The 20,137-nt window shown below is 38.7% G+C and carries 15 protein-coding genes; 9 read left to right on the forward strand and 6 right to left on the reverse strand.

The genetic code is table 11. The features are described from left to right. The first annotated feature begins 586 nt into the window (after positions 1-586). On the forward strand, positions 587-1,189 hold the full coding sequence (locus tag ACQZ43_RS10780; RefSeq protein ID WP_430612501.1) for a hypothetical protein: 603 nt from the start codon (positions 587-589) through the stop codon (positions 1,187-1,189). A gap of 24 nt (positions 1,190-1,213) precedes the next feature. Next, on the forward strand, positions 1,214-5,047 hold the full coding sequence (locus ACQZ43_RS10785; RefSeq protein ID WP_430612503.1) for a hypothetical protein: 3,834 nt from the start codon (positions 1,214-1,216) through the stop codon (positions 5,045-5,047). A 120-nt stretch (positions 5,048-5,167) separates the two neighbouring features. On the opposite strand, the gene ACQZ43_RS10790 is transcribed toward ACQZ43_RS10785, so the two are convergent. From ACQZ43_RS10790 to ACQZ43_RS10805, 4 genes are all read right to left on the reverse strand, one after another. Then, a complete protein-coding gene (locus ACQZ43_RS10790) occupies positions 5,168-6,367 on the reverse strand; it encodes a response regulator transcription factor (protein WP_430612505.1) in 1,200 nt (399 codons plus the stop codon). A 21-nt stretch (positions 6,368-6,388) separates the two neighbouring features. Continuing rightward, entirely contained in the window at positions 6,389-7,612 is a 1,224-nt protein-coding gene (locus ACQZ43_RS10795) for a LuxR C-terminal-related transcriptional regulator (protein WP_430612507.1), read from the reverse strand. Between the two features lie 633 nt (positions 7,613-8,245). Next, positions 8,246-8,782 (reverse strand): DUF4142 domain-containing protein, encoded by a 537-nt coding sequence (locus ACQZ43_RS10800; protein ID WP_430612509.1) that lies wholly within the window; start codon positions 8,780-8,782, stop codon positions 8,246-8,248. A gap of 41 nt (positions 8,783-8,823) precedes the next feature. After that, positions 8,824-9,111, reverse strand: coding sequence for a hypothetical protein (locus ACQZ43_RS10805; protein ID WP_430612511.1), 288 nt, complete (start codon positions 9,109-9,111; stop codon positions 8,824-8,826). 1,442 nt (positions 9,112-10,553) lie between these two features. Here ACQZ43_RS10805 and ACQZ43_RS10810 point away from each other — a divergent pair. The 5 genes from ACQZ43_RS10810 (at position 10,554) to ACQZ43_RS10830 (ending at position 15,090) form a co-directional block, all read left to right on the forward strand. After that, positions 10,554-11,195, forward strand: a complete 642-nt coding sequence (locus ACQZ43_RS10810; RefSeq protein WP_430612513.1) for a hypothetical protein — start codon at positions 10,554-10,556, stop codon at positions 11,193-11,195. An 11-nt stretch (positions 11,196-11,206) separates the two neighbouring features. Next, a complete protein-coding gene (locus ACQZ43_RS10815) occupies positions 11,207-12,874 on the forward strand; it encodes an AarF/UbiB family protein (protein WP_430612515.1) in 1,668 nt (555 codons plus the stop codon). Positions 12,875-12,926: 52 nt separating this feature from the next. Continuing rightward, positions 12,927-13,418, forward strand: a complete 492-nt coding sequence (locus ACQZ43_RS10820) for a DUF421 domain-containing protein (RefSeq protein ID WP_430612517.1) — start codon at positions 12,927-12,929, stop codon at positions 13,416-13,418. 154 nt (positions 13,419-13,572) lie between these two features. After that, a complete protein-coding gene (locus tag ACQZ43_RS10825; RefSeq protein ID WP_430612519.1) occupies positions 13,573-14,469 on the forward strand; it encodes a YihY/virulence factor BrkB family protein in 897 nt (298 codons plus the stop codon). Positions 14,470-14,607: 138 nt separating this feature from the next. After that, a complete protein-coding gene (locus ACQZ43_RS10830) occupies positions 14,608-15,090 on the forward strand; it encodes a CinA family protein (RefSeq protein ID WP_430612521.1) in 483 nt (160 codons plus the stop codon). A gap of 97 nt (positions 15,091-15,187) precedes the next feature. On the opposite strand, the gene ACQZ43_RS10835 is transcribed toward ACQZ43_RS10830, so the two are convergent. Continuing rightward, positions 15,188-15,790 (reverse strand): hypothetical protein, encoded by a 603-nt coding sequence (locus ACQZ43_RS10835; RefSeq protein ID WP_430612523.1) that lies wholly within the window; start codon positions 15,788-15,790, stop codon positions 15,188-15,190. 118 nt (positions 15,791-15,908) lie between these two features. Further along, positions 15,909-16,949: a hypothetical protein gene (locus tag ACQZ43_RS10840; protein WP_430612525.1), complete on the reverse strand. Its 1,041-nt coding sequence runs from the start codon at positions 16,947-16,949 to the stop codon at positions 15,909-15,911. Positions 16,950-17,553: 604 nt separating this feature from the next. On the opposite strand from ACQZ43_RS10840, the gene ACQZ43_RS10845 reads away from it, so the two are divergent. Together ACQZ43_RS10845 and ACQZ43_RS10850 are read left to right on the forward strand one after the other, a co-directional pair. Then, on the forward strand, positions 17,554-18,441 hold the full coding sequence (locus tag ACQZ43_RS10845; RefSeq protein WP_430612527.1) for an SDR family oxidoreductase: 888 nt from the start codon (positions 17,554-17,556) through the stop codon (positions 18,439-18,441). Positions 18,442-18,451: 10 nt separating this feature from the next. Beyond that, on the forward strand, positions 18,452-19,885 hold the full coding sequence (locus ACQZ43_RS10850) for a trehalose-6-phosphate synthase (protein ID WP_430612529.1): 1,434 nt from the start codon (positions 18,452-18,454) through the stop codon (positions 19,883-19,885). Positions 19,886-20,137: the final 252 nt, after the last annotated feature.

Raw genomic sequence — 20,137 nt, forward strand, 5'->3', positions numbered from 1 at the left:
TCTCCCCATTACTATAATCGCCTGTGATTCATTTCTTTTTTTATTGTAAATCAAGGCACTAGTCAAATTGTATCAAATTATTGGACTGTTGTACAGTGTTGTTATTTGAGACTGTAACCCCGTTGTTTTAAATTATTTTTGTCACATAATTTGTTTACAGATGTTGTGGTACATAAAAACGGGTAAAAAAACAATAGACAAAAAATTAATACGAAATAACGCGATACTCTCACAGTCGAGCAAATCAAAGTGGCAAGACCATTTTTTTTATGAATTCCAGTATCCACAGGAAAGTTTTTTGTTAAAAAACGATAAAAATAATAAGTGGATGTATCAAATATCTAGGCTGGAATTAATGATGCAAAAACCGTGGTAAATGGAAATATGAAACTTGTTTTTAGCACAGTACATGTATTTTTGAGAAGCTATTTGCGAACGACTAAGAAACGACAACTACCGGTTTTTACAACAGAGCCGCCAAGTCTATTTTTAAAGATTTATTAAATACGGGCTTGACCAAAAAAGGGGTTGGACACTTTGTGACAAAGAATAAATGATTGAAAAATTAAATGTAAATAAATAAACTATGAAAAATAATACCTTTTTTAAACTTTTAGTGCTTTTTAGCTTTTTATGTGTTTCCGTTGAGGCATTTTCACAAGAACCCGCTACCGGTATCGGAATTTTGATTCCAGACCCAAGCGCAGCCTTAGATGTAGTAAATGATAAAGCCGGAGTTTTAATTCCAAGAATTTCAAATGTAGCCGTAAGTATTCCCAGGCCGGCAAACGGTTTGTTGATTTATGATATAGATAAACAGTGTTTGAGTCAAAATACAGGAACCCCCGATGTACCCAATTGGGTTTGTATAAGCGGGAATGTAGTGAAATTTTTCTATATGCCGTCGGTGGCTTTAGACATTACCAATAGTACGGGCCGTTACGATTTATTCGAAATTTACAAAGAGCAATTCTCTACTCCCAGAGTGAGTAGTGCGGGGTCTCCGGCTCAAATTCCGTTTTTTGCCTCCGCATCAGATTTATATTACTATGTGACCTATTATAGCGATGTGGTATTCGAAAATGTGCAAGTGAGTCCAGCTGGAATTTTGACCTACTCGGTAAAAGATTCTGCACAGGCAAATGGAGACAATAGCGATTTTATGAACATTGTATTAGTAGTAAAATAGCTTTAAAAAAAAACCTTGGAATATATGAAATATAGCAAACCTAATTATAGATTTAAAGAGATTTTTTCTCTCTTTTTTCTCTTTGCCGTCTTTAGTACTAGCACAGCCTCCTACGGACAACAAACCGGTTGTCCCAACGATTTTGATTGTGATGGTATCATCGACGCTTTGGATGTGGACGACGATAACGACGGCATCTATGATCATATCGAATCTCCCAATTGTTTTTATTTGGATCGATTGATACATCAAACCGGCGACAGAAGAATTTTTATCGATCCAAGCACCACTTTAGCATATACTGTGGGAAGTCCGGACTTATTGGTCGATGGAACCCTAAGCGGAATAACAATTCCCGCAGCTACAGCTTTAACAGGTCAGGAGATTGTCCGATTAAATTCCACCTTTCTCGGTGGAATAGAGTATTCATCAATTATTCTTGCCTTTAATGCCACAGCGTTTTTTACAGCCTCTTCACGAGTGGTTATGCAAGGTTCTCAAGACGGAAATAACTGGACAGACTTAACAGAAGTAGTTAAGCCAGCTGTAACCGCAGTAGTGAGCTTTCCAATTACTAAAAACCGAGCTTCTTTTAAAATCTATAGAATACTAGGTGTAGAAGGACTCACAGGGGGGCAAAGAATATTAACTGAAATAACCACAACGGTGGGCGCTTATATGCCCTCACTATTTCCCAAAGCAAATTGTGAGGGGGAGGATATCGATGGCGATGGTAAACCAAACCATCAGGATTTCGATGCGGATGGTGATGGCGGTGCGGATGTGATTGAAGCCGGTTTTGCCGACGACGATAACGATGGTATGTTGGGATCAAGCCCGGTTACCGTAAATCAATACGGAGCGGTTACCTCGGCTAGCGGATATACCTTTCCAAGATACTTTTATAAAACGGCTGGTATCAATGCAACTGTAGATACCGATGGCGACGGTATTGTTGATGTATATGATCTCGACGACGACAACGACGGTATCTACGACCATTTAGAATCTCCGAATTGTTTTTATTTGGACAAAACCATCTATGAAACGGGAGATAGACGATCTCTATTAGTGGTGAGTACTGATTTACCATATACAACTGGGAGTACCGACTTGATTGTAGACGGAATAGCAAACACGGGATTGCTAATCACTTTGGGAGCAAAGGCTGTGGCAGACGTAGAAATCGTAAGAATAGCGACCCAATTGACCTATGGAATTGAGTACAGTTCGTTGACAATTGCTTTTAGTAGAACATCGTTTTTTACGTCCTCTTCTCGAGTGGTTTTACAAGGTTCGTCCGACGGTGCGCTATGGGAAGATTTAACTGAAATTTTTAGTCCTACGACTACTTCAGCGATAATTAAAATACCCATTACCAAAAATCAAGGCTTGTACGCCAGCTACCGCCTTTTGGGTAAGGAGGGAACCATTAACGGAGACTGTTCAATCAATGAAGTATCGGGTGTAGTAGGGGCTTATATGCCATCGCTATATCCAAAAGCATCTTGTACAGGTGAGGATATTGATGGCGACGGTAAACCAAACCACCAAGATTTAGATGCCGATGAGGATGGAGATTTTGATGTCATTGAAGCTGGATTTAGCGACCCTGATCGTGACGGCATATTGGGCAGCAGTCCGGTCACTGTCGATCAATTTGGTGTTGTACAAGCTGACCAAGGTTATATTACACCTTACGAGTACTATAAAACCGCCCAGGTCATTTTTACAACAGATACCGATGGTGATGGGGTTGTCGATTTATTTGATGTAGACGACGATAATGACGGTATCTACGACCATGTGGAATCGCCATCTTGTTTTTATCTCTATAAAAAAACATTTGAAAGCGGCGATCGTACGGAACTGTTTGATGCAAGTACTACCTTACCGTATACAGCGGGTAATACCGATTTATTGATAAACGGAACAACGACTGACGGTGGCATAACTGTAGCTGCTTCCACACCCTTAACGGGAAAGGAAGTAATTCGTTTAACGACCAAATTAGCTAGGGGTATTGAGTTTTCGGATATAACTCTTAGCTTTAATATGGCAGCATTTTTTGTAACGAGTTCCAGAGTCGTGCTGCAAGGGTCTCAAGACGGAAATACATGGACCGACTTAACAGAAGTCATTACTCCTTCGATGGAAGTAGATGTGCCTTTTGCGGTGACTAAAAATCAGGATGTATACCGAATGTATAGAGTATTAGGAACCGCTGGAATTAGCGGTGGTTTAAAAGTATTGACAGAAGTAACCGCTGCCGTTGGGGCATTTATACCCTCATTATATCCCAAGTTAAATTGTATAGGAGAAGACCAAGATGGCGACGGTATTCTAAATCATCACGATTTGAATGCGGATGGCGATAACTGTAACGATGTTATAGAAGCCGGTTTTCTCGATCCGGACAGAGATGGAATACTCGGAGCTAGTCCAGTTACTGTTGATCAATATGGGCAAATCACTTCGGCCGTCGGTTATAGTACTCCTAATAATTTCTATTTCTTGGATGCTACCAAAAACGTTTGTACCGGCGAAGGAATTCCGATTGATGAAGATTCTCATTGTATAGATATGGAAAACATCACCAATGATTACGGTTTAGTGCAGTCTACCTTTCACAGTACTATGGTCAGAACCAAAACGGGATTTGCCGTCTTTGGAGAGTATTCCAATGCAGTTACTGGAGGGCATCATTTAAGTCCGGTAGACGTAATTCCAGCAAATGGATATCCTTATGAGGGCACTATTATTGCCGGTAGCTTAGGTGGATTTGGAAACATGTTGCAGCCGAATCAATATTTTGTTTTGTCGACCGCAGGACTTTATACTTGGGGAAGTCTAAAGGGGGTTAGCGTACCTGCATCTTGGACAACGAGTACGAGATTTCAAAAAATCATTATGCCCGAAGGTGTGGCGCCGAGAGACGTGAAATTTATGAGCGCAACCAATACCAATTTGGTGTTATTGACGAAATCAGGCGATGTTTATGTGGCTACGGGGGGAGGACGTGTCGGTTCAATAGGCGGATATGGTGCCTATGGCGATGGATCGACTAGGGAAGATGCTTTATGGCATAAAAGTGAAATCACTCAAGTGGTCTCGGTCAAAGTAAATAGCTTTGGTCAAGTAATGGCTCTAACCCATGCCGGGGAGTTGTTTACTTGGGGGCTCAATGTAGTACTGGGAGATGGTACACCAATTCAAAATTTATTTGTCCCGACAAAAATGACTTTACCCGCTGGGATTACCTCAGTAAAGATGACGGCTCTAACCTCTGGGTATACCGTTGGAATAAGTGTTTCTTATTTTGTCTTAGGAAATGATAAAAGAGTGTATTCTCTAGGGGGAAACACAGACGGACTATTAGGTATAGATTCAACCACTCCACAATTGACTTGGCAAACGGTAAAAGGAGTGGATGGGGTAGGTTATTTAGAAAATATCAAGTTTATAAATGCCTCTATACACGATACTACGAAAGGAGCTGCTGCGGCTATAGATGTAGCGGGTATGCCTTATATATGGGGAAGTAACGGTAATATGGGAGTTTCTCTAACACCGAAAATTCCACTGAAAAGCAATCCGGAAGACTACGATATTATCTATATCGAATTGGGGGGACACGTTACGCCTATAATCGATAAAGGACTTGGAAAGTTTGGTTATGTCGGACATAAAGTCAATGGAAGTATGGGGGATGGTAGCGAAGCCAATAGCAATATTCTTATCTATGATTTTGAAAACACACCGTTTATCGATTTCTGTAATATTGTAATCGGTGGTCCAAAAATAACCCGGGTAATGGTAAATCCTATGAATATAAATTCAAAACCTCGTAAAAATTAAGTATTTAATAATACGGTGGCTATACTATCCAAGAGCCGTGAAACAGTTGTTTTACGGCTCTTTTTTTGCCAATGGAATATGCTAAAACCTGGATGTGGCATGATTGTGAAGCAATGTTTGTTAGAGGTCTGTCCTCTTGTGGACATTTAAAAGTTCGTATATAATTTTTAAATGATATTTGACCGTATTTTCAGAAATAAATAATTCTTTTGCAATTTGTTTGTTACTCTTGTTTTTTTTGACTAATTCGATAATTTCCTTCTGTCTATTCGTCAAAGTATAGCTGTATGAATTTTCTTTATTTGTTTGGTCATCTGAAGTTTCGGCATTAAATAAGTTTTCTAAGTTTAGCCTTAAATCGACATTTTGTTGTTCTATACAGGCTATTTTTTTTCTTCTTTTGCGCAACACCATTATTAAAATGACAATTATCGAGGCGAGGCTCACCACGATCAGTATGATAACGTAGGTCTTCTGTCTTCTCGTTTCTAACACTAGTTTACTATGTTTTTCTTTCAAATCATTTTCTAAGTATTTGAGTTCGCTGCCAATACGCGTTGGATTATATAGGGTTACCGATTCCAAAATTACTTTACTCAGTTCAATGCTTTTCTTGAAATTGCCAATACTTTTTTGATAGTCAGACATCGAGCGATGCAAGTCGATGGAATAGGTAACGCGATTAAATTGTTTGGCATACTGTATTCCCTGCAAATAGGATTCCCACACTTTTTGCCCTTGATCGAGTAAAATATGTAATCTGATTTTAGTCCTGAATACAATAGGCAAATACTGGGGCTCGTGTATTTTTAGTAAATCTATGGATTGGTCCAGTAGCGTTTGGGCGCGTTCGAGGTCGGTTTGCTTTTGTTCCATCAGAACAATAGCTTCCAGAAAAATTAAAATAGCAAAATCTCTTTCCTGTAGAGGTTTCTTTTTTATAGCGTGTATTTTGTCTGCACTTTCAGCGATTAAAACATAATCTGTTTTCTCACAAGCAACAAGCAATAATTCCAATTCATGTCGGATAATAAGCTGATTTTTAAGGGCGGTTTTTATCCCATATTTGCGCGCTAGATCCAAATTATAAACGGCTTCCGAATAATTATAGAGCAATTTGTAAATCTGATACTTTTCATAATAGGCTTCGTACTTTTCCAAATCACTGCTATGAGAGCTCGCTATGATAGGATGTAATAGTAAAATGGACTTGTCAAACTTTAATTGTACCGCATATTGCTGCGCTTGTTCCTTGATATTAGTTGCATGGGAAAGCTGACTTACTAGAGCGAAATGAAAAAAGAAAAATAAAATTTTCATAAATTATTCGGGTATTGCATTCTAAATTTCTATTCGACTTTTTACATTTAGTAATTGATAGATATTCTTTAAATGGTATTTTACCGTATTTTCTGATATAAACAAAATAAGGGCTATTTCCTTATTTGTTTTACCCATTTTTATCAGTTCGACCAATTCATTTTGCCGTTCGGTTAAATTTTGAGGAGGTAAATCTTGTTCCTGTGGCTTTACGTCCTGATTTTCTACTTCACCAATAAGAGCCACTAAACGCCCATTTAGATCGTTTTGATCCGCTATAGCGACATTTTTTTTTCTTTTTAAACGCAATAAATATCGTATTAACAGGGCAAAAGCGGCAGTAAAAATACTGCCTATAAAAAGCATCACTAATAAGTAGCGAAAACTTTTTTCTTTTTTTTTCTCGATTCGTTCCTGTGAGATTCTATTCTCTATAATATTAAGCTTACCGACCGTACTGCCTTGGTCAAACTGTGCGACTAACTTATTGCAGATTTCTTGTGTCTCCACAGCTTTTTTGTAATCTCCAATCTCTTGATAAAAATGGCTTAAATCAAAATACATGTTTATGATATAGATATCCACATTATATTTTTTTGCATAAAACAAACCCTTTTCAAAACTCTCCAAAGCCAAATCATAACGTTTGATTTTTCGATATAAATCAATTTTCTTGCGGTATATCAAGGGTAAATGTTGTGGATTAGTTATTTCCAACAATCTTATTGCAGTAGCGTAATACTGATTAGCCTCATCAAACCGACTCTTCCTTATTTCCATGGTTCCCTGAATGATGTAATAAAATGCTAGGGCATTAGAATCTACCAATTCGAGCTCATTCTGAGTAATGCCATTTAATAGCTTCTCCACTTCCTTAAAATTCAGCAAGTCAAAGAATATAAATAATTTTTCGAATTTAATCTGGGCGGCAATTTGCTTTTTTTGGTCTGTTTTAAGTCCTTGAATCAGTGCCAGATCTAAATTAGTTTGGGCTTCTTGATAATTAAAAAGCCTTTTATAAGTTAAGTGCTTTAAATAATAGGCCTGATACGAATCATACGAGGTCGACTTCGGATTCGCTATAATTTTTTCTAATAGCGAAATGGTTTGCTCATACTTACCAGCATTGTTAAATTCGCCAACTTTCTTTGATATCTCGTCGGTATTTATGGTTTGTCCATAAACACAAAAGTTCAAAAATAAACAGCAATAAAACAGCAATTTGTAAAAATTATAATTTATCATTGATTCATTCAAAAAATAAATGCAAAAATAGCATTTTTAATGAAATGTTCTAATAAATTAGATGTAAACATACTTATAAGCGTGCTGCGAAAACAAAAATATTTCTTAAGAAGGATATGGTATTTATTAACAACTGGGGCTGGCTAAATGAGCTGTCGATATTTACTTATAGTAGGCGACAGTTAAATGAGATTATATTTGGTAAAGGATTGATATAAAAGGTAATGGATAATTGGGTTTGCTGCATGGCGTAGCTGGCATCGGTAAGGAGGTAAATGGGGTGCTTTGTGAAGTTGCTAGTTGTTTTTACCATACTTAGGTCGTAAACTAGGGGGCGACTGTGGGCTTTTGTTTAAATGCGGTGTCGGACAGATAGATGCAGTGTTTTTTTTAGTGCCGCGGACTGGAACGAAACTTTTTACGTAAACCATTGCCCGTTTTCTCGATTTCGTATTTTAGGGCATTCTCGATTAAGGGTTTACGGGATTAAATGGTCTGTTGGCAACTTGCTTAAAAGAGATAATGCTCATCTTTAAAAGATAAGCATTATCACACAAATAAACAAATAAACAAAACAATAAGAGACTAGCACTGCCGGTTGTCTTTCCCGTAGACGGTGTTTCTTTTTACATACTATTTTTTATCTATGGTTTTTTGGAGTTGTTCGATTTGCCTAAGATGCTCTTGTAACGTAGGTAAAGCACTGTTGGCAATATCTTTTAAATCTTGATCACTGCCATTTTTGGCCTGTTGTTGAAAAAGATCGATTGTTTCTCGATGATCCTTTACCATCTGAGAAACGTATTCTCTGTCAAATGCCAGACCATCTAATTTTTCAAGCGTGTTATAGCTCTGCTGCAAATTGTTGGGAAGCTGCTCGGAAATTTTGTCTCCTCTTCGCTGAGCAGTTTCTTTTAATTTGCTGTTCACCGCGTGGTGGTCTCGCTCCATCATCTCGCCATATCGGATAATTTCAGCATTCTTACTTTTTTTTCGTGCTAGCGCGCCTTTTCTCATCTCTGCAGTGCCTCCAGCAATAGCTTTTGTTACAAACTGCTCATCGTATTCCATCTCTTGCTGCGATCTCGGCGCATTCGCAGCAGTTCTTTGCTGTGCGAATGTGACTGTTGCGGCAAAACAAAAAACGGCTAATAAAACTATATTTTTCATAATGTATCGTTTTTATTGGGTTATAAGTTTAAGGGCAATCGCTACCTTCCGGAATTGTTTGTATTGGTCGTTCTTTCGGGCGTATTGTCTCTCATGCGATTGGTACTTGTAGAATCGTATGGAGAATTCGTGCGGTTCGAATCACCACCTGGGTATAAAGTGTCTGCTGCCTGGTCAAATTCGTTTCTTTGATCATCGGTTGTACTAGCCGGAGGGTAGGTTGGACGATCGTATTCCGGGTTATTCCTTTGATCCTTACATCCCGTAAATACCAAAGCTGCGAAACCAATAAATATGGCGAGGCAGGTTTTTAAAGCTGTTTTTCTCATAATGTAAAATTTTAAAAGCAGTATGCCTTATGAATAAATAATCCGTAACAGGCCTGTGTGTGGGATTGATGGTTTTGTTAATTCAAGTTTCGCACCAAATGATTTTATCGGGTGATTACGGGAATAGTTGTGCGAGATTTTTTGCAAACCCCACCCCGATGTGGGGAAAAAATATACAATTTGGGTATTTATTTCCTAAAAACATAACTTGCTTGATATAGCTTTTTGTTGGCTTTTATAAAGAAATAATGCGTTAATAGTAGTGTATTTGTTTTTTATTTATTGTTATTGGTCTTTTTTGTTTTGAATTGGTGGATACTAAGTAAATATTTCACATAATTATCATCAAGCGCTATATATATCATTAATTAAAATTTTTATTGCTAATAATTTGTGTTCGGAATAGGGGTTTTGTGTTTTTTTAAGCGCTAGTCAACGCTCATCTCATTGTCTATACACCGTATTGCAAGCGAAAAAATCTCATTTTTTGTGCAGCAATCCACGGTACTACTGCTAGTGTTTTTAGTTTTTTTTTTGTTTATTTCTCTTTCATCCACCATTTTTACAAAAAATGGAAGAGATTTTGCCACAGTCTAGTAAACAGTGTCGAAGCTACTGGCCTTTTTAACAGCATACCCTCCCTTGTGCGTAAAAAAAGATTGCTGCTAATGGGGAGCTAGGGATTTCTAATGCAGGTTTAAAAAATCGGCAAGCCCATAAAGAGGGTGCGAATTTGTAAAGTAGCGAGAACAATGGAGTGATGGGGTCAAAGTAAATATGTAGTAACGGTTTGCTTAGGACTGAATTTGCGGTGCGCAACAATACAAGGAAAAAACCACCTGGAATATAGGTCGCTACAAGTCCAATGCCGACGCGGTTGTCCCTGTGGTTGTTTTCTCTTTAGTACACTATTTTCAGTAGTAGAGCGGGGCTGTTATAAAAATTTTGCTATTGGTGAGCGGCTTGTTTACCGATGGTAAAAGCTTAGTCACACAGATTAATGCAGTATACTAAACCAATTAAAATTTTAGATATGAAAGATTCGGAAAAAAAAATCCAGGAAAAGACAAAAATAAAAAAACAAGTCCAACGGATATTAAGGGAAAAGACGTTAATCAAGCCAACCAGACCAATTCGGGAGCAGGAGGTTCCGCGATAAAAGAAGGCAGTAACGCCTTGCCGGAGCAGAAAGATAAAAGCGGCAAAAACATTACCGAAAAAGGCGAAGGAAACAAAAACACGAAATAGGAGTAGGTAAATTTAGGCCTTAGAATCCTGAAAAGAACTCTGTTTTGTTTTAAAGTCCACCGTAAATAAGGTGCAGCTGCGCAAAGCACGGCATACTGAAAAGACTAAGTCCCCTGTTGTGGTGTTTGTTTAAAGTAACCATTTTACCGCGTTTATTTGCAAATTTATTGAGAGAACCCTAAAAGATACTTAGCATGAAAATAATCACATACAACCACATTAATAAAGAGCCCAGAATAACAATAGGGGTAAATCAGTGTCTGAAGCAACTGGTCAATGGTGATAATCCGCTATACAGAGGCAGCCATTTTTCGACCAAAGTGGAATCGGGTATCTCAGCTATTGTTACGGATAATGTTTATAAAGAAGACGCAGTGGTTAAATACGCTGCGATGGATTCTGAACATATTGGAATTTATTTTTTCTACACCGATAGGCACCTGGATTTTAGAATTGATGACAGTTTTCATATCGATGAAAACCAATCTTATCACACCATGTTAGTCGATTTGGGGTTGCCCCTAAGTTATAGGGTAGCAAAGCAAACAGCTGTTTTTTCTGTCAACATATCTATGGAAAAGCAACTTTTAAGTGCATACTTTAGAGAGATTTTATTCCCCAATCTCACTATGGATGCCATTCAGGATACGGAAACAAAATCGCTTATATACAACAACTATATTAGTGAGCAGAGTTTAATACTGCTCGAGGAATTCCGAGCAATTGCTAAGAATCATCCTTTTTACGAATTATTCTTAAAGGGGATAGTGTACGCGTTAATCAAGGATTTTGTAATCAATATGCAGGGTCAAAATTATTACATTCAAAACAATTAATCCGTTTCCAAATGAGCTTGATACCACCAAAATTAGAACATTACATTCGATTTTTTATATTTATAAATAAATATTGGGACGCCGATTTAGTCGATAAAGAGGGGGATGATTTGGAGGATGAACACGAGGAACGCATGGCAGGCGACTTTAACCATAGCCCCGAAGAACTGGTGGAAGATTTAAAAAATATGGGCCCTACCTACATAAAATTAGGGCAGTTGCTTTCCACGCGACCAGATTTACTGCCCCCGTCATTTATCCACGCCTTGAGCAGTTTGCAAGATGATGTAGAAGCTTTCGCATACCGCGAAGTAGCGGAAATATTTAAAGCGCAAATAGGTCAGCGAATTTCCAAGGCATTTAAGTATTTCGATTCCAAACCGCTTGCTAGTGCCTCTATAGGACAGGTTCACATCGCAGTGCTCCATTCTGGAAAAAAAGTAGCAGTCAAAATACAGCGACCGGGGGTCCGTAAGAGAATCATGGAGGATTTAGAAGTGCTGGTTAATCTAGCCAAACAGGCAGAATACTATAATGAAAATGCTCGTAAATTCTCTATTTATGAGCTGGTGGAGGAATTGCAGTATATCTTGCTGCAAGAACTGGATTATCAGAGAGAAGCTCAAAATTTAAGAACCCTCAATGAAAATTTAAAAGAATTCCACCACTTATATGTTCCGCTGCCTATTTCAGATTTCTGCTCGGACCGAGTGTTGACTATGGAGTTTGTAGACGGCCAAAAAGTGACCAGTCTTTCCCCCTTGGCCTTAATGGATTTACCCGTAAATGCATTGGTTGATGATTTTGTAAAAGGCTATTTAAAACAGATTATTATAGATGGATTTGCACATGCCGACCCTCATCCAGGCAATATAAATATAAATAGTAAGGGGCAACTCGCGATAATGGATTTGGGAATGGTTGCAAAATTTAGCTATTCGATTCAGGAAGTTATTCTTAAATTAATGATGGCTTTAGGAAATTACGACGGTGATAAAACTGGAAATATCCTGCTTGAGATGAGTTCTTACGACGATAAAAAAGCTCATGTAGACCAATTTAAAAAAAGGGTTGTGCGCAAAATTCAGCAAAGCGAAAATACTAAGGCCAAAGATTTACAAACCGGCCGAACATTACTCGAAATGAATAAATTTGCTGCACTAAATGGCATAGTGCTTCCGGTGGAGCTTTCTATACTGGGTAAGATTTTACTCAATATGGATCAAATTGTAGCCTTTTTAGCGCCAAATTATGATTTGCACCAGACCGTTAAAAATTACGTAGAAGAGTTGATGCAGCAGCGAATGGTTCACCAAATGCAGTCGGGCCACTTTTTACAGTCGGTGCTCGAACTAAAAGAACTGGCCGAAAAGCTGCCTTATCGACTCAATAAAATCACCGAAAATTTAGCAGATAACACGTTTAGGATAAAAGTCGATGCTATAGATGAAACTCGTTTTGCAATCGCATTTCAAAAAGTAGCCAATCGAATAACTATAGGATTAATTATTGCCGCATTAATACTTGGGGCTGCTTTGATGATGCGCATTCCCACCTCCTGGACACTGGGTGGATATCCGGGCTTTGCAATTCTCCTTTTTTTATTTGCCGCTTCAATTGGTTTGTATCTGGTTTACTTGATTTTGTTTAAAGATGAATCCGATTCCCGAAACGAATAGGGCTATTTAATCGGAAACCTGTGCAGCTTAACTCCGTTTAATTATTGTTGATATGTTTCAAGATTTTTTTAACACCACCACCGAATTGTCATTGATTGCTATAGTGTTACGTAGTATAATTATGTATTTTGTTGCCTTAGTACTACTTCGAATTGGAGGAATTAGGATAATTGGAAAAAAAACAGGCATGGATTTGGTTATTATTATAATGCTGGGATCCATACTCACACGTGGTATCATGGAACATACCTCTTTTTTAACTTCGATAGTTGTCGGAACAATTATGGTGAGTGTTAATAGATTTTTGGTTTGGTTGTCTGCCAAATCCAATCGCGTAAACTATTTCTTTAAGGGGAAACCCTTATTGTTATTCGATCATGGAGAACTGCTGTGGGAGAACATGACCGCAGCAGCTATCAGCTTAAGTGAAATAATTACCAGTCTGAGATTGGAAACCAATTCAGAAAGTTTCGAGGGTGTTGCCCGGGCCTATTTGGAGCCCAACGGTAAAATTAGTTTTGTTTTTAAAGCCGGGCACCACTAAAAATCAAGTGAAGATAATTTAAATTTTTGCGCTTTACAAAGGCTGTCTTTTTAGGGGTTTTATACTAAATTTTAAATACAAAAGATGTATGGTCAAACTATCGACTTTTATAATAAATGTATCGGGGATTTTAAAAGATACTTTTGTCGCTTTTATGGACGATAAAGGTATGAAGTTAAGCGCATCTCTGGCTTATTATACCGTTTTTTCCCTCGCTCCCCTGCTGCTGCTGCTCATTTCCTTAGCCGGGACATTTTTTGGCAAAGATGCCATTGAAGGGAGTGTTTTTACCGAACTCAATAAATTAATTGGTACTGAGGCCGCGGCTCAAGTACAAGAGGTTATAAGAAATATCGAACTTTCTGGCAATACTAAAATTTCCTTGATTATAGGTGCAGTCAGCGTCGTGATTGGTGCAACGACTGTTTTTGGTGAAATTCAAGATTCGGTTAATGGAATATGGAAAGTGAAAGCCAAGCCCAGAAAGGGGTGGCTCAAATTGTTGAGAGACCGCTTGCTGTCGGGGTCGGTTATTATAGGTTTTGGTTTTTTGCTGATAGTGTCGCTAATCGCCAACGGTATTTTGGCAATTTTTAATCAGTTTCTAGATGATTATCTCCCCAATTTATCGCTACTACTCCTAAAAGGATTAAGTCTGTCTGTCAATTTTGTAGTACTTGCTCTCTTATTTGGAATTATTTATAAGGTATTGCCGGATGCAAAAATAAAGTGGAAAGATGTGAGAGTTGGAGCCTATTTTACAGCAGTACTTTTTATCATTGGGCGTTACGCAATTGGAATTTACATCGATAAGGCAGAAGTGGGTACACCATACGGGGCTGCGGGTTCGCTGATTATTATTTTAATTTGGGTCTATTACTCAGCCGTAATCTTATATTTCAGTGCGGAATTTACTAAGGTATATGCCATATTTAAAGGTGAAAATATACAACCTGCCGAATATGCGGTTTATGTTGAGGAACATGAGATTGAACGGGATGAGGTATCGGTAACACGAGCTCATGAAAAAAAGAACGCTAAAGACTTTTGACGACGAGTCAAAGGCTGCCCCATAGGGAACTTGTGACCGTTAAAGCAATTGTTTTGGGTGAACTCCTTCTATTAGAAGTAATTTGCGAGGTACTACTGGATGGGGGGGGGCCTCGGGTTAAACCACAAAAAATTAAGTATGAGAGATATCGATATTTTGTATTGTAGTGAATTATTAGCGAAGAAAAAACTAAAAATTGCTTTCATAGAAAGCGCAACCGCAGGTGCTTTGGCCGCTTCGTTTGCACGTACACCGCATTCTGGCGATATATTGGTCGGCGGTATGGTGTGTTACGATGCGGATGTTAAAACGGAGCTGCTAAAAATTCCAAAAGTACTTATCGACCAATACACGGCGGAATCGGCAGAGGTAACTTTGCAGATGGCTGTGCAGGGTCGCCTTATGTTTCGAAAAGCAGATGTAATTATTGCAGTAACCGGGCTTACCAAAGCTGGAGGAAGCGAGCATCGAGATAAGCCCGTAGGTACTGTGTTTTTAGAATTCATACTGCCTTCAGTTCAAAAAAGCGTTAGAAAAGAGTTTAAAGGAAGTCCCGACCAAATTCTAGATGCCACGATTTCTTATGTGGCACTTTTTTTAGTAAAGTATTTGGACTATTAAAAAATCCAGTAATCAAACACTTATTAACAAAGGATGGAATCGGAGGAAAAGCAATAACTCCTGATTTTTTTTGCGTCGATATCGGAGCATAACCTTTTTAGTGTACGCTTTGCTGTTGCTCGGTAAGCATGCCTGAAATGACTAGTAATAAATCCTCTGTTTGTGTGGTAATGCTTTTAAGTAAATTGAAAAGAATCGCTTTTGTTTGTTGATTCGGCGCTTCCTGTATGAGGTTATTTAAAGTTTCTCTACTGCTTTTAAAGAAATTCAAATAGCTGGTGATAACGGCGTTATCACCTTGCTCTAGCAACTTTTTATATTTTGTTTTGAGCAATTCGGAACTGGGCTTACTTCTATCAAAGGTTAATTTCCACTGGAGTCCTAAAGTATTGTCACTGGAAAAATGATCCAAATTTTTTGAGGATTCCGTTAAAAAACGGTCAAATTTCTCACAGTATTCTTTTAACGGACTCGGGTTGGGAACGGCTATTCGATAGTGTGTTAAATCGGAAATATCGCGCAATCGCTCTTGCAGCTCTACGATATCTATAATGAATTTTGAAGAGGGTTCCGATTTTTCTGAATGCTCCTCTGGGGTGGGGTACATGGCCGTTTCGAGTTTTTTTCGAAACAATAACATGAGACTTACAATCAGCACACTGCCAAAAGCCACGCCCACGGTGTTTTTAGATATTTTCATATAAGGGGTTTTTTATAAAGAAGCTACAACTATAATTAATATAGTTGTAGCTAAAATTAGGATAAATAATTTAAGTTTGTTTTAAGTCTGAACGAGGTAAAACAAAGGGTTAGAATCTCTAAGAATTGGATTGACGTCCTCCAAAACCCGATCTTTTGTTGGAACGTTGGCCGCTTGATCCATCAGAGGTTCTGCTATTTCTGTTTAGGGAAGTATTTCCGCTAGAATACCCATCATTATCCGATGAGGAATAGTCGTTATAACCTTGTCCCGAATGCATACGCATATCGCTTGATTCCTGCTGATCCATATATATTTGTGGTCTTCTGTAGTTGCCTTGATCGCGGTCGCTACGGAACGATTCATTACCACTGTTGGAACGACCGCTGTTGTTGGAACGACCGCTGTTGTTGGAACGACCGCTGTTGTTGGAACGACCGCTGTTGTTGGAACGACCGCTGTTGAACGATTGATCGCTGTTGAACGATTGATCGCTATTGTTGGAACGGTTGTTTTGATTAAAAATGGAATCGCGGTTGGAAGAATAATCCTGATATCCGTAGTCGTTTTGATGGTGGTTTTGCATGCCTTGGTCTTGGTAACCTCTCGAGCCTCTCGAATGGCCTCCGTAGTTGTCCATGTCATACGAATCGCGCGAATGATAATCACCACGGTCGCCGTCGTACTGTTGCTCGTAATTATTGCCGCGATTTTCTCGATCGGTATTGTGATGGTAATCATAACTTCTAGACATGAAGTTTAGCGAATTATCATGATCTAAATAAGTATCGTTATTCTGGTTATCATCAAAGTAATCTTCATCGTTGTGAAAATATTCACCAGAACTATTTCTATCAGTGGAATTATCATCAAAGCGATAGTTAGTATTATTCCCGTAATCATGGTCACGATCGTTGTAGCTATTGTCTTGATTATAGTTTGAGTGGTTCCGATTGTCGTTATACGAGTGACTGTCGTTGCCATAACGCTCCGATCTTTCGAAACGCTCTAATGGTCCTTCCGCACGGGGATAATCGTACTGGTCGTTTTGTGAGTTCGTAAAGCGAGAGTCAGAATCCTGATGTTGACGTGATCTTGAATCAGTATTACGTGATGATTCTGTGTGGTGATTTCTGTGGTTTGAATTGCGATTATTCATAGTAAAAAAATTTTGGTTAATTAAAAATTAGTGACAGCTAGTTTTTAAAAATGGATTCCAATATTTCTTATAATATCACTTGCAAAATGCGTGCTAATATTTTCAAGTTTGTAAATTAATATTTTTTTTTATTGCAATAGTGCATTTTTTTTATGACGAATATATTCTCTAGAACATTTGCAATGGGTTGCTGTAACTCTTAGTAGGGGTTATATTATTTCCCTTTTATCGGACATTTTTTTTGTAAATAGGTGATAAAACGTTGTTTTTATTGGTTTTGTGTATTATTTAGAAGATATTATCGTTTGTTGCTGTTTTTTAGTCCAACAAAAGTTAATGTAATCTATTACCGAATAGGGAGAGTTGTTTTTAGCTTTATAAGGAAATGTTGTTGCGAAATGGGTGTTTTTTACCCATATTGGGTATTTATTCCTCGTTTTTATTTTTTGTATTTATTGTTGATAGATGTGAATTATATGTCTTTAGTGATTTAGTAATTCGCAAAATGCAGTTTATGGACGATTTTCTAAATTTAGCACGGAATTTGACTTTTATACCTAAATAATCGAGGCTGGAAAAAAAATAATCTTTTAACTCCATTACTATGAAAGAAAAACAAAACGATAGGTATGAGGAATCATCCTCTTACACCGGTACAGAACCCAAACAATCTCCGCCAGGGTCTGAACACCAAATGAAAAACTATCCCGACCACGGCGAATATTCCTACAGAGGAACTGGATTGTTTACCGATAAAGTCGTCCTGATCACAGGAGGCGATTCTGGTATTGGAAAAGCCGCGGCTATCGCTTTTGCTAGGGAAGGGGCAGATGTAGTAATTTCGTACCTCTCTGCGGTCGAAAATGACGATGCCCATGACACTCAAAACTGGATTGCCAAGGAGGGCAGGCGTTGCTTGTTGGTGCAAGGGGATATAACAGACCATAAACATTGTAAAAGTCTGGTCGAAAAAACGATTAAAGCATTTGGTAAAATCGATGTACTAATTAACAATGCAGCGTTTCAGATGGAGCACGAAAATTTGCAGGATATTTCCATTGAAGAATGGCAAAAAACATTTAATACCAACGTGCACCCTTTATTTTATTTACTTAAATATGGCTTGCAACACATTCCTAAGGGCGGAAGTATCATCAATACCACCTCGGTCAATGTTTACGATCCAAACCCCGGCCTGTTGGGTTATGCCAGTACCAAGGCCGCACTGCAAAATTTAACCGCAAGCTTAAGCAAAATGCTGTTGGAACAGGATAAGGGCATACGCGTAAATGCCGTGGCGCCAGGGCCAATTTGGACGCCACTAATTCCGACTACCATTTCAAAACTCGCCGAATTTGGCGACAATACGCCGATAGGTCGGCCAGGTCAACCTGCGGAAATTGCACCGATATACGTGTTTTTAGCCAGTCCGGCTGCCTCCTATATTTCTGGCGCAATCGTGCCCGCTACAGGTGGAAGGATAACTTTGTAAACAGGAAATCATGAGATATAAAAAAGTATTTATTACCAGACAACTTCCCGTTTTAATCCGAAGGTCAGCACCAAATGATTTTGTAATAGAAGCGTGTTGGGATGTATTTTCCCTTCAATTAGATAATTTTAAAACCAGCTTGAATGCCGCTTGCGCGGGCATAATACCCTTTGTTCCTGAAAGCGAGAACGAAAGGGATATAATTGTGCAGCAGTTGGCGCAGCGCCACTTCTATCCTGTTTTTATCGACCAGCAGGCCTGGAACAATTTCAATGAGTTTTGTGATGATACCTTAAATGCTATCAGTTCTTTTGCCCCGAGCCAAGGCGCCTACAAGGAGGATTTGTGGCGGAATTACCATACAGTGCTACGCGAAATGGTTCATCAATTAAAGCGGTACAAAATGCTAAATACCTCCTTGTACTTGTTTGGTCAAGAGTTGGCCCTCTTGCCCAGCTTGCTCAATATGCAGAGCCAATGTGGCGAAATTAACTACTTCTACTTAAATGCTTTTCCCCATTACGACATTTATCAGGCTCTGCCTTGGGCAACCGAATTTTTGACGAGTCTAGGACAATGTGACTATTTGGTTTTTGAAAACTACAACGACCGTATTAACTTTTACCAATGTTACGAACGCGACCGATATATCAGTATAAACGGATCCGTCCAATCAGAAACTTCGGCGTCCTTTATGGAAGATGTTTTTGTTTTGCCTTTAGGGATTGATGTCCGTCCGACTAGAAATACGCTGGCCGAGGTAAAAGTGCAAAAGATGATGATTGAACTGCGCGAACAATTAAAGCGACTACAGCTCGTTTTTTCCTACTTCGAAAACATGCAAATTGCCCAGTGTTTAAAAGTATTGGATATCATTAGTTCTTTTTTCCAAGTCTATCCCGACAAAATCAATCAAGTGAGCTTCGTTATTATGCTTAATACGCAGTTAAGAAATTTTTCTGATTCGCAGAATCTAATAGCAGTTATCGAAAGTAAAGTGGGACATATCAATGCTCGCTATGGAACACTTGTTTGGAAACCCATTCATCTGTATCATTCACAGGCCGACTTGCAGCTGCGCTACGCCTATTTGCGCCTATCGGACGTATACCTATCTACAAATCCATCTAGTAGCTGGAATGGAAGTCAACAAGAATATATAGTGGCTCAACACAATCAAAAGGGAATTTTAATTGATTGTACAGCCTTTCAAGATAAATTTATGCCTTCTAATCCCTTTAGCTGTAATATCAATAACGGCAAAGGGGTTTCGGAAATGCTTTATAAAGCCCTGGAATATCCGAGTAAACTCGCGTATTTTGAAATGAAATTTCTTTATAAAAATAGCGTATTTAATAAAATGCAACACGGGATTTTGGAGCTCGAAAACAAAAAGAAATATCAGTTGCAGTCGTGGCCGTTGGCGCTTTTTAGGTATTCCTAAAAGCGCTGAATCCAAGTTGCTCCTTGAGCACGCAAAAAACCCTGTAAAATTCGGTGCTCTTGTCGGCAGCGAGTCCTTTTGTGAGTATCGGAGCCGGCTTTTGCGCCTCGCTGCCTATATAGTGTGCCACCGGTATGTTTGTCTAGGGGTATGCAGGGGTTTATACTGCATTTATCGCCAATTTTCAATGCTGTTTTGGTTGCTGCTTCAAACGGTACAAAGCGGTAGAGGGCGTGGCAAAGCCGTGTTTTA

Source organism: Flavobacterium sp. JP2137, from assembly GCF_050562195.1.
Classification (GTDB): Bacteria; Bacteroidota; Bacteroidia; order Flavobacteriales; family Flavobacteriaceae; genus Flavobacterium.

Coding starts and splice junctions, on each gene's coding strand:
- ACQZ43_RS10805 (WP_430612511.1), bottom strand. CDS start 9,111: ATGAGAAAAACAGCTTTAAAAACCTGCCTCGCCATATTTATTGGTTTC.
- ACQZ43_RS10810 (WP_430612513.1), top strand. CDS start 10,554: ATGAAAATAATCACATACAACCACATTAATAAAGAGCCCAGAATAACA.
- ACQZ43_RS10800 (WP_430612509.1), bottom strand. CDS start 8,782: ATGAAAAATATAGTTTTATTAGCCGTTTTTTGTTTTGCCGCAACAGTC.
- ACQZ43_RS10790 (WP_430612505.1), bottom strand. CDS start 6,367: ATGAAAATTTTATTTTTCTTTTTTCATTTCGCTCTAGTAAGTCAGCTT.
- ACQZ43_RS10815 (WP_430612515.1), top strand. CDS start 11,207: ATGAGCTTGATACCACCAAAATTAGAACATTACATTCGATTTTTTATA.
- ACQZ43_RS10850 (WP_430612529.1), top strand. CDS start 18,452: ATGAGATATAAAAAAGTATTTATTACCAGACAACTTCCCGTTTTAATC.
- ACQZ43_RS10785 (WP_430612503.1), top strand. CDS start 1,214: ATGAAATATAGCAAACCTAATTATAGATTTAAAGAGATTTTTTCTCTC.
- ACQZ43_RS10840 (WP_430612525.1), bottom strand. CDS start 16,949: ATGAATAATCGCAATTCAAACCACAGAAATCACCACACAGAATCATCA.
- ACQZ43_RS10795 (WP_430612507.1), bottom strand. CDS start 7,612: ATGATAAATTATAATTTTTACAAATTGCTGTTTTATTGCTGTTTATTT.
- ACQZ43_RS10830 (WP_430612521.1), top strand. CDS start 14,608: ATGAGAGATATCGATATTTTGTATTGTAGTGAATTATTAGCGAAGAAA.
- ACQZ43_RS10780 (WP_430612501.1), top strand. CDS start 587: ATGAAAAATAATACCTTTTTTAAACTTTTAGTGCTTTTTAGCTTTTTA.
- ACQZ43_RS10835 (WP_430612523.1), bottom strand. CDS start 15,790: ATGAAAATATCTAAAAACACCGTGGGCGTGGCTTTTGGCAGTGTGCTG.
- ACQZ43_RS10845 (WP_430612527.1), top strand. CDS start 17,554: ATGAAAGAAAAACAAAACGATAGGTATGAGGAATCATCCTCTTACACC.
- ACQZ43_RS10820 (WP_430612517.1), top strand. CDS start 12,927: ATGTTTCAAGATTTTTTTAACACCACCACCGAATTGTCATTGATTGCT.
- ACQZ43_RS10825 (WP_430612519.1), top strand. CDS start 13,573: ATGGACGATAAAGGTATGAAGTTAAGCGCATCTCTGGCTTATTATACC.